Here is a 12,638-nt window from a genome sequence, read left to right on the forward strand (position 1 = left end):
GCATGAGAGTGATAGGACTCTTCTTGCCGGTGCTGTTGTTGACGGCCTGCGGCGGGCAGGAAGACATGGACGAGTACGTACAACAAACCAAGGCGAGGCAACCCATCCCGATCGAACCCTTGCCGGAGATAAAACCCTTTTCCCCCATGGCCTATCAGCACAGCGATCAACGCAGCCCCTTCATTGAACCGCAACCTGAGACCAGTTCCAGAGTGGATGCGAAGACCAAGCCGGACTGCGCCCAGATAGTGGCGAATCGGGAGAAGGAGGTGCTGGAGCGCTATTCGCTGGCCAGTTTGAGCATGAAGGGATCCATCGGCAAGCAGGGACAGTTATGGGCGCTGATCAGGACCCCGGACGGGCAAGCCGTGCGTGTGGGGCTCAATCAGTACATGGGACTGGATCAGGGCAGAGTCATCAAGATAACGAATACTCATGTTGACTTGATGGAAACGGTACCGGATGGCAAAGGATGCTGGGTCACCCGAGAAACTCAGCTGGCCATGGCCAATCTCGACGCAAAACTATGATCAGGGATGAGCAGAGATGAGAACAACAATAAGAAGGATGAGCGGTGTGGCGCTGTTGTGGCTGGGCGCATGCGCTCAGGTGTGGGCGGTGCCAGCGTTGCAGGAGGTCAGGGTAAATCCGCTGTTGGCCGATCAGCTCTTGCTCGAGCTGAGCTTCAGCGAGCCTGTGAGCGGATTTACCGACAGACTGTCGTATGAACCCAATCAACTCTTGCTGCACGTGCCCGGAGCCATAGGCGCGCTGACGGTCAACCCGCTGCCCATCAAGCAGCAAGGGGTGGACAACCTCAAGGTGGAGGGCAAGGGGGAAGGGCTCGATATCAAGATAGCGCTCGATCAGCTGACCCCTTACCAGGTTCATCAACAGGGCAACAAATTGCTGGTGTCATTGGGAGAGAAGGCCGGTCAGCCAGTGGCTGCGACGACGACCTCTCCAAGTGCCAGTCCGTCAGCCCTTGTCAGGAGCCAGCCAGTGACCCAGTCGGCGCTGATTGATACCCAGCGGGTCGCTCAGAACCAGTCTCAATATCAGGCCCAGCCCGTCTCTGTCTCCTCTCCCGTGGCGGCTCCCGCCCCCGTTGCGGCCAGCAAACCCGTCCTGTCCGTCTCGCAGGCTAACGCGGGAGGTGCCTACTTCAACTCGGTCAAGGGGGTGGATTTTCGCCGTGGCAAGGAGGGGCAGGGGGAATTTCTCGTGACCCTGGATAACAGTTCGGCTGCAGTGGATGTGAGCAGTCGGGGCCAGAAGGTGCTCGCCAAGTTCCACGGTACCCGGATCCCGGATGAGCAACTCAATCTTATCAATGTGCAGGATTTTGCGACCCCGGTCTCCCAGGTGGAGGTGTTCCGCCAGGGCAATGACACCCTGTTTGAACTCTCGGTCAATGGCCAGTTTGATTATCGCTACGACCAGGCCGACAAGATGTTCATCATAGAGGTGAAAAAACGCGTCGCCACCACGACCGCGAAACAATATCAGGGAAAACCAATCTCATTGAATTTCCAGGATATTCCTGTACGAACCGTGCTGCAGATCATCGCCGACTTCAATAATCTCAACCTGGTGACCACGGATTCCGTCTCCGGCAATATCACGTTGCGTCTCGATGGTGTGCCCTGGGAACAGGCGCTCGACATCATTCTCAAGGTCAGAGGGCTCGACAAGCGGCTGGACAACAACATCCTGCTGGTGGCCCCGGCGGACGAGATTGCCGCACGAGAGAAACAGCAACTGGAGAGCCGAAATCAGGTGGCCGATCTGGCGCCGCTCTATACCGAATATTTGCAGATCAACTATGCCAAGGCATCCGAAGTGGCGGCCCTGCTCTCCTCCGAGAGCACCAAGCTGCTCTCTCCCAGAGGCGCAGTGAGCGTGGACGAACGCACCAACGTGCTGGTGGTCAAAGACACGGCGGATGTCATCGGCAACGTCAAGCGGATGCTGGATATCCTCGATATCCCGGTCAAGCAGGTGGTGATCGAGGCGCGCATGGTGACCATAGACGACGGCTTTGACGAGGCATTGGGCGTGCGGTGGGGGGTGACCAAGACGGATGGCCATGGCAATGGCACCTCTGGCACCATAGAGGGCAATGATGGCGCTGGTAATAATGACGGCAGCTCCACCATCACGCGCCCCGGCGTGGAAGACAGGCTCAACGTCAACCTGCCGGTGACCAACGCCGCCGGTACCCTGGCCTTCCAGGTTGCCCGTCTCGCCAATGGCACTCTGCTCGACCTTGAACTGTCGGCGCTGGAGAAGGAGAGCAAGGCCGAGATCATTGCAAGCCCTCGGGTCACCACGGCGAACCAGAAACCGGCTTTGATCGAACAGGGGACCGAGATCCCTTATGTGGAGTCCTCTTCCAGCGGGGCGACCTCGGTCACCTTCAAGAAGGCGGTGCTGAGTCTCAAGGTCACGCCACAGATCACCCCCGACAACAGGGTCATCCTGGATTTGACCGTGACCCAGGATACCAAGGGGGAAACTGTCCCGACCGGTACTGGGGATGCAGTCTCCATCAACGCCCAGTCCATCACCACCCAGGTGCTGGTCAACAATGGTGAGACCCTGGTGCTGGGCGGCATCTATCAACAGACCATCAAGAACGACGTCAGCAAGGTACCGCTGCTGGGGGATATTCCCGGCCTCGGTTATCTGTTCAAGAAAACCACCAGTGAGAACAAGAAGCGTGAACTGCTGATCTTCGTGACCCCGAGGATAGTCACCGACGCCCTCTGAAAACTTTACATGTGAGGGTAAAACACATATAACCTTACGCCCCGATGAGGCTGGGGCGTAAGGGCTGCGGTTGCCAGTCCTGGTTTCTATTGAGATAATCCCCCTCCTGATCCATCGCAAGATAAGGTTCATAGGTACCCCGGTCGAGTAGTTACCGGGGCCATACAGTTTGTAATTACTAACGAAAAGACATGGCTGAGAAACGCAATATTTTCCTGATAGGTCCCATGGGTGCGGGCAAGAGCACCATAGGTAGACATCTGGCAGAACAACTGCACATGGAGTTTTTCGACTCAGATCATGAGATTGAGCGCCGCAGTGGTGCCGATATCGGCTGGGTGTTCGATGTTGAAGGCGAAGAGGGTTTCCGGATCCGCGAAGAGAAGGTGATCGGTGAACTCGCCGAGCAGCAGGGTATCGTGCTGGCAACGGGCGGCGGCGCCATCAAGAGCCGTGAAACCCGCAACAAACTCTCTGCGCGCGGCATCGTGGTCTACCTCGAAACCACCATTGAAAAGCAACTGGCGCGTACCCAGAGAGACAAGCGTCGCCCCCTGTTGCAAACCGAAGAGCCGCCCCGCGAAGTGCTGGAGCGTCTGGCCCTCGAGCGCAACGCCCTGTATGAAGAAGTCGCAGACTTTGTCATCCAGACGGATGATCAAAGTGCAAAAGTTGTAGCTAATCAAATCGTTAAGTTGATTGGTATGTAATCAATAGAGGACGTCCATGGAAAGGTTGAAGGTCGAACTGGGTGAGCGCAGCTACCCGATTGAGATAGCTGCTGGTCTGTTGCAACGCCCCGAGGTGCTGACGCAGACGATCAAGGGCAAGCGGGTCATGATAGTGACCAACACTGTCGTCGCCCCCTTGTATCTTGAGCAGATCATTCAGTTGCTGCCCGGTTTTCAGGTTGAACACCTGATATTGCCGGATGGCGAGGCCTACAAGACCCTGGCTACCTTCGAGCGGATCATGTCTGCTCTGCTGGAAACCAGTCATGGTCGTGACACCACCCTCATCGCCCTGGGGGGCGGCGTGATAGGCGACGTTGTCGGCTTTGCTGCGGCAAGCTATCAACGAGGCATTCCGTTCATTCAGGTGCCTACCACACTGCTCTCCCAGGTTGACTCCTCCGTCGGCGGCAAGACCGCCGTCAACCACCCTCTTGGCAAAAACATGGTGGGCGCCTTCTATCAGCCCAAGCATGTGATCATCGACACCGATTGCCTCAAGACCCTGCCTGCGCGGGAGTTTGCAGCCGGCATGGCCGAGGTGATCAAGTACGGCATCATCTGGGATGAGGCCTTCTTCTCCTGGCTCGAAGTCAACATGGTGCGGCTGCAACGCCTTGACGCAGATGCTCTTTCTTACGCCATTCGCCGTTGCTGTGAAATCAAGGCCGACGTGGTCGGTCAGGACGAGACCGAGCACGGCGTCCGTGCCCTGCTGAACCTGGGCCACACCTTCGGCCATGCCATCGAGGCAGAGAAGGGCTATGGCAACTGGCTCCATGGGGAGGCGGTGGCGGCGGGCATGATGCTGGCGGCCGAGACGGCCCTGGCCCGTGGCGACATGACGGCGCAAGAGGTGGCACGCGTCCGCGACCTGTTGCTGGCGGCCGATCTGCCGGTGCTGGCGCCGCCCGAGATGGATTTTGCCGCCTTCATTCTCCATATGCGCCGTGACAAGAAGGTGCTGGAAGGCAAGCTGCGGCTGGTGTTACCAGTCGGGATCGGGCAGGCCCAGGTAGTGGCCGATGTGACGGATATGCAGTTGATGGCGGTGATCGAGTCTGGTCGTGACCAATAACAAATTGCTTAAACTGCCTTCCCAGCGGCAGCTGGTTGACCGGCTGCTGCATCTGATTGAGTTCAATCACCCCTTTATTTTTCTCTCCGGCAAGCCCGGCAGCGGCCGTGGCACCCTGTGTGAATCCCTGCTGGCCCAATTGCCTGACCAGGTGCGGGTGGTTAGCCTCATCGGCAGTCCGGCCATGAAGATGGCAGACGTGCGCCAGTTGCTGCTTCAGCAGGTGGTGGCGCGCCCCCTGTTCAATGCACAGGATGCGCTGGCCGACAGCTTCTTCCGCATGCTGGAGGGCAAGTCTTCCACCCTGCTGCTCATGATCGAGCGTGCCGACACCTTGCCGACCGAACTGGTGGGGGAGCTGTGGGCGCTTGGTCGCCACAACGATACACTGGCCTCTCCCCATAAACTGGCCATTCTGCTCTCGGGCAGTGACGTCTGGTGTCGCGATCAGAAGAGTGCCCTCAAGGGGCGTGCCATGCCCGCGCTCGAGCTGGAAGTCGCGCCACTGAGCGCACCGGAGCAGCGCATCTTCTTGTATGAGAAGGCCAAGGAGCTGAAGATCCCGGCGGCCCTCTTGCCCAAGCCCAAAGTGGAAGAGATCCTGAAGGGGGCGGGGGGGCACCCTTCCGCCATCATGCAGTCATTGGAGGATGTCATGACCGACAGAAGGCCCAAGAAACGTCAGGCCGAGTTGCCCGTCAAGAAAATTGCGACCGTGCTGGCCCTGGCGGCCGCTGGTTTGCTGGCGCTGAGTTACCTCCCTCTGTTCGAGGAGGCGGGCAAGGGTGAGACCCCGGCCTCGTCCCAGTCCCAGGGGATGGCGTTGCCCAACCCTGTCGCCACAGATCCACTCAGCATCGGCACGGCGAGCGGGTCCCAGTCGACTCAGGGCGGTGGCACGACATCTGGGGAGCAGGGAGGCCAGCAGGTTGCCCGGGATTGGCAGCCCGATGCCAAGACTTTGCCCAAGAAGGTCGAGAGCGAGACAGTCACCACGGAGTCGAGCAATTACGAGGGGCGACGTGTCGTCATCTCCGACGAAGTGGTCGAAAAGCTGATGACGCAGCCCAACATCAGCGGCGCCCTGCCGACGACGGTGGTGGACGAGCTGATTGGAGGGAGTTCCCGTGCGGCCCCGACCGTGGAAACGGCACAGCCCAAGACACAGAACTCGGCACCTGTTGCCAAGGCGACGCCCACTCCTGCCGCGGCTACGCCCGCTGCGGCGCCAGCGCCCAAGGTGGCCCTGACGCCGGCGGCAACCCTCAACAAGAAAGTGAGGAACCACTACAGCATCCAGCTGATGGGGGCGAGCAATACCCAGGCGGTCGACAGTTTCGTGGCCGAGCATGGGTTGGCGGGCAAGGTCTGGGTCTACAAGACCCGCTTCCGTGGCAGCCCCTGGTACGTGGTGGTGCAGGGCGACTATGCCAACAGCACCCAGGCCAAGGCGGCGATCCGCAAGCTCACCCCCGCCTTGCTCAAGGGACAACCCTGGCCCAAGTCATTTGCCCAGATACAAAAAGAATTGAAGCAATAGCCAGTCGCCCGGCGAAGGGGGTAGAATCGTCCCCCTTTTTTGGGCATTGCCTTCTTAACACCGGACTTCCATGAAAAAAACACGCGCGTTTTTAAAATGGGCCGGGGGAAAATACTCCCTGGTCGAAGAGATTGCCGAGCGCTTGCCGGCCGGGCGTGTGTTGCTGGAGCCTTTCGTCGGAGCGGGCTCGGTGTTTCTCAACACGGATTACGATGCCTATGTGCTCAACGACATCAATCCGGATCTGATCGGTCTCTACAATCATCTCAAGCGGCAGCCGGACAACTTCATCCGCGAGGCGCGCAAGCTGTTTGTGGCCGAGCACAACCACAAGACTGCCTATTATCGGCTGCGCACCCAGTTCAACCAGACCGAAGCCGGGTTCGAAAGGTCTCAGCTGTTCCTGTTTCTGAATCGCCACGGGTTCAACGGTCTGTGTCGCTACAACAAGAAGGGCGGTTTCAACGTGCCGTTCGGCTCGTACAAGAAGCCCTATTTCCCGGAGAAAGAGCTGTGGGCTTTCGCCGAGAAGGCACAGAAGGCCACCTTCATCTGTGAGAGTTATGCCGATGCCATGGCCAGGGCGGATGAGGATTGGGTGATCTACTGCGATCCCCCCTATGCGCCGCTCTCCACCACGGCGAGCTTCACCACCTACTCGGCCGGCGGCTTCACTCTGGATGACCAGGCGCTGCTGGCCAGGCTGGCCCGTCATACCGCCGCCCACAAGGGGGTGCCAGTGCTCATCAGCAACCACGACATCGAGCTGACCCGGGAGCTCTACCGCGGGGCCCGGCTGGACGAGATCCTGGTCAAGCGCACCATCAGCCGCAACGGCGGCAGCCGCAACAAGGTAGCCGAGTTGCTGGCGCTCTATCCGCCCGGCATCGCCCCCGAGCAGGGCCATTACCCCGGTGAGGCCGAACTGGTCTCCGTCGGTTGAATCATGAACGGTCCCTGCGGGGACCGTTGTCGTTTCTGACTGGGCGAGAGCGAGATCCGGGTCGGCTGTACGAGCGGGTCATTGTCATCGCGTGTATTGCGGCAGGACTCGCGGTCCGCGTCTTCTGCACTTGCGGGTCGTTTTCATTCCATGTTTGCGGTGAGACTCGCGGTCCGCATCTTCTGCAGGTGCGGGTCGTTTTCATTCCGTGTTTGTGGTGAGACTCGCGGTCCGCGTCTTCTGCACTTGCGGGTGGTTTTCATTCCACGTTTGCGGTGAGACTCGCGGTCCGCATCTTCTGCAGGTGAGGGTCGTTTTCATTCCGTGTTTGTGGTGAGACTCGCGGTCCGCGTCTTCTGCACTTGCGGGTCGTTTTCATTTCACGTTTGCGGTAAAATTGCGCCGCTTTTTCTGCCACGCTGCCAATGGATGACGCTGATGAAAGACTTTCTGATTGCCCCCTCTATCCTCTCCGCCGACTTTGCCCGTCTGGGTGAGGATGTGGCCAAGGTGCTGGCCGCCGGGGCCGACGTGGTGCACTTCGACGTGATGGACAACCATTATGTCCCCAACCTGACCATAGGCCCCATGGTCTGTCAGGCCCTGCGTGACTACGGCATCGAAGCCCCCATCGATGTGCACCTGATGGTCAAGCCGGTGGATCGCATCGTGCCCGATTTTGCCAAGGCGGGTGCGAACCTGATCACCTTCCACCCGGAAGCCTCCGATCACGTGGACCGCACTCTGGGTCTCATCAAGGAGCAGGGTTGCCAGGCCGGTCTGGTGCTGAACCCGGCCACGCCGCTCACCTGCCTCGAGTATGTGATGGACAAGCTGGACGTGATCCTGCTGATGTCGGTCAACCCGGGTTTCGGTGGTCAGAGCTTCATCCCCGGCACCCTCGACAAGCTGCGTCAGGTGCGTCGCCTGATCGATGAGAGCGGTCGTGACATTCGCCTCGAGATCGACGGTGGCGTCAAGGTGGAGAACATCCGCGAGATCGCCGCCGCCGGGGCTGACATGTTCGTGGCGGGCTCTGCCATCTTTGGCAAGCCGGATTACAAGGCGGTGATCGATCAAATGCGGGCGGAGCTGGCTCATGTCCGTTGAACGTCCCTTCGATCTGGTGCTGTTCGATCTGGATGGCACCCTGATCGACAGCGCTTCCCAACTGGCGTTGGCGGTCAACCGCACCCTGACCGATCTGGGGCTGGCCGAGGTTGACGAAGCCGTGGTACGCACCTGGGTCGGCAATGGCGCCGACAAGTTGATCCAGCGTGCCCTCGATTACCGCGAGGCGCCCGAGCTGTTTGCCAGGGCCCGCCCCCTGTTTGACCAGCACTATCAGGCCTGCCTGCTGCAAGGGTTGGCCATGTATGACGGTGTGGAGCAGAGCCTGCGCCGCCTGCAGGCGCTCGGCTACCGGCAGGCCGTGGTGACCAACAAGCCGAGTCACTTCGTGCAGCCCATTCTGGATGCCCTCGGCATCGGCGACTGTTTCGCTCTCTGGCTGGGGGGCAACTGCGTGCCCGTCAAGAAACCGAGCCCGGATCCACTGCTGCACGCCTGCCACGAGCTTGGCGTCAGCCCGTCCCGCACCCTGATGGTGGGGGACTCCGAAAATGATGTGCTGGCCGCCCAGGCCGCCGGCATGAAGGTGGTGGGGCTCACCTACGGCTACAACTATGGCCGTCCCATCGCGGATTCCCGCCCTGACTGGGTATGCGAGCAGTTTGCAGAGCTCGATGCCCTGTTGGCTGAATAACAAGGATCAACACATTCATGGCTAAACCAATCGTATTGAGCGGGGCCCAACCCTCGGGCCAGCTGACCATAGGCAACTACATGGGCGCTTTGCGTCAGTGGGTCAACATGCAGGATGACTTCGACTGCCTCTACTGCATCGTCGATCTGCATGCCATCACCACCCGCCAGGAGCCTGCCGCCCTGCGCAAGGCGTGCCTGGATGCCGCCGCCCTCTATCTGGCGGTCGGCATTGATCCGGCCAAGAGCACCGTCTTCATCCAGTCCCACGTGCCGCAGCACGCCGAGCTCGGCTGGATCCTGAACTGCTACACCCAGATGGGCGAGCTGTCGCGCATGACCCAGTTCAAGGACAAGTCCGCCCGTTTCGAGAACAACGTCAACGTCGGCCTGTTTGGCTATCCGGTGCTGATGGCGGCGGACATCCTGCTCTATCAGGCCAACCAGGTGCCGGTCGGCAACGACCAGAAGCAGCATCTGGAGCTGACTCGCGACATCTGCACCCGGTTCAACAACCTGTACGGTGAGGTATTCACCCTGCCTGAGCCCTTCATCCCGACCGACGGTGCCCGGGTGATGAGCCTGCAGGATCCCACCAAGAAGATGTCCAAGTCCGACGACAACGAGGCGAACTTCATCGGCCTGCTGGAAGATCCCAAGCAGATCGTCAAGAAGATCAAGCGGGCGATGACCGATTCCGACGAGCCGGCCGTGGTGCGCTTCGATCCCGAGAACAAGCCGGGGGTCTCCAACCTGCTGACCCTGATGTCCGGGGTGACAGGCCGCTCCATCCCCGAGCTCGAGCAGCACTTCGAGGGCAAGATGTACGGCCACCTCAAGAGCGAGACGGCCGATGCCGTGGTCGCCCTGCTGGAGCCCATCCAGGCACGCTTCCGCGAGCTGCGTCAGGATGAGACTCATCTGCAGGCAATTTTGGCGGCTGGCGCACAAAAGGCGCGGGAAAGGGCTGAAAAAACCCTGACCAGCGTATATGATGTCGTCGGCTTCGTTCCTCGAGCCTGACATACTGGGAAGGTGTAGTCGTAGAGAGCTGGGTATTTGCCTGGCTTTCTTTGTTTTACCCGACCCCTGGTTCGTCAATTCAACTTCCAATGTCAAACGCGGGTTCTTGCCCCAAGAGAAAGCATGTCTGTCGAATCACATACCCCGATTGAAGAACTGAGTGACAAGGGCAACTGGCTGCGCAAGTTTCGCAAGGCCAAGAACCTCAACACCCTGCAGCTGATGGTCTCCAATGCCATCGACAAGCACCACAAGACCCCGGCCATCGCTGCCGCCATCTATCTGGCCGAGTGCCAGCGCGAGCGCGAGCTGGAGCAGGGACGTTATCTGGATCGCTGAGGTGCTCTCCCGGCTTCTGCCCATCTGCTGGGTTGCCATGCCACACCCCGCTTTCGGCACTTAAGCCGTGCCCGCCTTTCCCCCTTCCTGCTCCCGAGCCCAGCCCATGGGCTATCCGGTGTCTTCTGCCTGTTCTCGTCCGTTTCCCCGTTGAGGGGCATAGGTTGGTCAGCCTCATGGGGACAACGTCTTCGAGATGGCAGGGATGTTTTGCTGAGTAAAAACCAGAAGCCACCATCCATGCCCGCGTGATGACCCCTCAGCGGTTTATTAACGGGGGCAGACATGCCAGAATGCGCGGCGTTTGTCCGTGGACGGCCGGCAGGCGCAGTCTGCTTACCGTCTCTGTTCTATTCCCAGGGTTCTCTCATGCTGCTACTCATCGACAACTACGACTCCTTTACCTGGAACCTTGTGCAATATTTTGGCGCCCTGGGGCAGGACGTGGTGGTCAGGCGCAACGACGAGCTGAGTCTGGAAGAGATAGCCCGGCTTGCCCCAAGCCATCTGGTGATCTCTCCCGGTCCCTGCACGCCGAACGAGGCGGGCATCTCGCTGGCGGCCATCTCCCGTTTTGCCGGTGAGATACCCATTCTCGGCGTCTGCCTCGGCCACCAGTCCCTGGCTCAGGCGTTCGGCGCCCAGGTGGTGCGTGCCCGTCAGGTGATGCACGGCAAGACGTCCCTCATCCGCCATACGGGGGAGGGGGTATTCAAGGGACTCAAGGATCCGCTGCGGGTCACCCGCTACCATTCGCTCATCGTGGCGCATGACTCCCTGCCCGATTGTTTCGAGATCACTGCCTGGAGCGAACATGACGATGGCTCCATGGACGAGATCATGGGGCTGCGGCATAAAACACTGGCACTGGAGGGAGTTCAGTTCCACCCGGAGAGCATTTTGAGCGAGCAGGGACACCAGTTGCTGGCCAACTTTTTGGCCGTTTCCTGAAAAAATCGTGATCCTCGTCTCATAATCGAAATGAGGCCAAAAAAATTTTCCCTGACACTTTATTCACCCTCCTTCCTGCCCAAATTATCTCTTGCCAACACCCCCTGAGCCGTTATGCAATGCGGTTGCCTAAAATCTCACAGGCAATCGAACATTGTTCCTCATTGGCGGTTAAGTTACAGACTTTTTACTTTTTTTCTGTGATAATTCCGCCACGTTTACACGGATTTAACTTTTGGGCGGTGGATTATTCTGCCGCGATATAGCAGGAGAGCAATATGTCAGAGTTGTTGGCAGTGACACGTGAAGTGTTTGATGAAGTGATGGTTCCCAACTATGCGCCGGCCAAGATCATTCCGGTACGCGGGGAGGGATCACGTGTCTGGGATCAGGAAGGCCGCGAGTATGTCGACTTCGCGGGCGGGATCGCGGTCAATGGCCTGGGCCATTGCCATCCCAAGCTGGTCGAAGCCCTGAAAACCCAGGGCGAGAAGCTGTGGCACCTCTCCAACGTGATGACCAACGAGCCGGCCCTGCGTCTGGCCAAGAAGCTGGTCGCCGCCACCTTTGCCGAGAAGGTCTATTTCTGCAACTCCGGCGCCGAAGCGAACGAAGCGGCGCTCAAGCTGGCCCGTCGTTACGCCATCGAGAAGTTCGGTGCCCACAAGACCCAGATCATCGCCTTCCATCAGGGCTTCCACGGCCGCACCTTCTTCACCGTCAGCGTCGGCGGCCAAGCGGCCTACTCCGATGGCTTCGGTCCCAAGCCGGCCGACATCACCCACGTCGCCTACAACAACCTGGAAGAGCTGGCCTCCGTCATCTCCGACAATACCTGTGCCGTGGTGATGGAGCCGCTGCAAGGGGAGGGTGGCATCATTCGCCCCACCGACGAGTTTGCCAAAGGGGTGCGTGAGCTGTGCGACAAGCACAATGCCCTGCTCATCTATGACGAGGTGCAATCCGGGGTCGGTCGTACCGGCGAGCTGTTTGCCTACATGGGTCTGGGGGTCACGCCGGACATCCTCACCAGCGCCAAGGCGCTGGGCGGCGGTTTCCCCATCGGTGCCATGCTGACCACCACCGAGATCGCGTCTCACCTGAAAGTGGGCACTCACGGCTCTACCTACGGCGGCAACCCGCTGGCGTGTGCAGTGGCCGAGGCGGTGATCGACGTGGTCAATACCCCGGAAGTGCTGAGCGGCATCAAGCAGCGCGAGCAGCTGTTCCGCGACGGTCTGGACGCCATCAACGCCAAGTACCACTGCTTCAGCGAAGTGCGCGGCAAGGGCCTGCTGCTCGGCGCCGTGCTGAACGATGACTTCAAGGGTCGCTCCCGCGACTTCCTGCTTGCCTCCATCGATCAGGGGTTGATGGCGTTGGTAGCAGGCACCAATGTAGTGCGCTTCGCCCCCTCTCTGGTGATCCCGGAAGCGGACATCAAGGAAGGGCTGGCCCGGTTCGAGAAAGCGGTTGCTCAGGTGGTTAACGCCTGAT

General features: G+C 59.7%; 12 protein-coding genes. All 12 read left to right on the forward strand.

Annotation, left to right across the window (positions count from 1 at the left end):
- The first annotated feature begins 2 nt into the window (after positions 1 to 2).
- The 12 genes from KI797_RS05385 to KI797_RS05440 all read left to right on the forward strand — a co-directional run bounded on the left by KI797_RS05385 (position 3) and on the right by KI797_RS05440 (position 12,637).
- Positions 3 to 530, forward strand: coding sequence for a pilus assembly protein PilP (locus KI797_RS05385; protein ID WP_042649570.1), 528 nt, complete (start codon positions 3 to 5; stop codon positions 528 to 530).
- Between the two features lie 16 nt (positions 531 to 546).
- Entirely contained in the window at positions 547 to 2,772 is a 2,226-nt protein-coding gene (locus KI797_RS05390) for a type IV pilus secretin PilQ (protein ID WP_226171876.1), read from the forward strand.
- Between the two features lie 191 nt (positions 2,773 to 2,963).
- Positions 2,964 to 3,482, forward strand: coding sequence for a shikimate kinase AroK (gene aroK / locus KI797_RS05395; RefSeq protein WP_005329951.1), 519 nt, complete (start codon positions 2,964 to 2,966; stop codon positions 3,480 to 3,482).
- Between the two features lie 16 nt (positions 3,483 to 3,498).
- A complete protein-coding gene (gene aroB / locus KI797_RS05400) occupies positions 3,499 to 4,581 on the forward strand; it encodes a 3-dehydroquinate synthase (RefSeq protein WP_226171878.1) in 1,083 nt (360 codons plus the stop codon).
- The gene (locus KI797_RS05405) at positions 4,571 to 6,121 is read left to right on the forward strand and encodes an SPOR domain-containing protein (protein ID WP_226171880.1); all 1,551 of its coding nucleotides are present in this window, start codon (positions 4,571 to 4,573) and stop codon (positions 6,119 to 6,121) included. The genes aroB and KI797_RS05405 overlap by 11 nt, the downstream gene beginning before the upstream one ends.
- Positions 6,122 to 6,191: 70 nt before the next feature.
- The gene (locus KI797_RS05410; protein ID WP_226171883.1) at positions 6,192 to 7,064 is read left to right on the forward strand and encodes a Dam family site-specific DNA-(adenine-N6)-methyltransferase; all 873 of its coding nucleotides are present in this window, start codon (positions 6,192 to 6,194) and stop codon (positions 7,062 to 7,064) included.
- A gap of 438 nt (positions 7,065 to 7,502) precedes the next feature.
- Positions 7,503 to 8,174 carry a ribulose-phosphate 3-epimerase gene (gene rpe / locus KI797_RS05415; RefSeq protein ID WP_041205203.1) on the forward strand — a complete coding sequence of 224 codons (672 nt, stop codon included), beginning with the start codon at positions 7,503 to 7,505 and terminating at the stop codon, positions 8,172 to 8,174.
- Complete coding sequence (locus KI797_RS05420) at positions 8,164 to 8,829, forward strand: phosphoglycolate phosphatase (RefSeq protein WP_226171886.1); 666 nt, start codon at positions 8,164 to 8,166, stop codon at positions 8,827 to 8,829. Before rpe ends, KI797_RS05420 begins: the two co-directional genes overlap by 11 nt.
- Positions 8,830 to 8,846: 17 nt before the next feature.
- Positions 8,847 to 9,851 (forward strand): tryptophan--tRNA ligase, encoded by a 1,005-nt coding sequence (trpS, locus tag KI797_RS05425; protein WP_041205201.1) that lies wholly within the window; start codon positions 8,847 to 8,849, stop codon positions 9,849 to 9,851.
- Between the two features lie 123 nt (positions 9,852 to 9,974).
- On the forward strand, positions 9,975 to 10,190 hold the full coding sequence (locus KI797_RS05430; RefSeq protein ID WP_005329964.1) for a hypothetical protein: 216 nt from the start codon (positions 9,975 to 9,977) through the stop codon (positions 10,188 to 10,190).
- 369 nt (positions 10,191 to 10,559) lie between these two features.
- Complete coding sequence (locus KI797_RS05435; protein WP_226171889.1) at positions 10,560 to 11,141, forward strand: aminodeoxychorismate synthase component II; 582 nt, start codon at positions 10,560 to 10,562, stop codon at positions 11,139 to 11,141.
- Between the two features lie 278 nt (positions 11,142 to 11,419).
- Positions 11,420 to 12,637 carry an aspartate aminotransferase family protein gene (locus tag KI797_RS05440; protein WP_041205231.1) on the forward strand — a complete coding sequence of 406 codons (1,218 nt, stop codon included), beginning with the start codon at positions 11,420 to 11,422 and terminating at the stop codon, positions 12,635 to 12,637.
- Position 12,638 lies beyond the last annotated feature (1 nt).

It is taken from the genome of Aeromonas media (genome assembly GCF_020423125.1).
Classification (GTDB): domain Bacteria; phylum Pseudomonadota; class Gammaproteobacteria; order Enterobacterales; family Aeromonadaceae; genus Aeromonas; species Aeromonas media.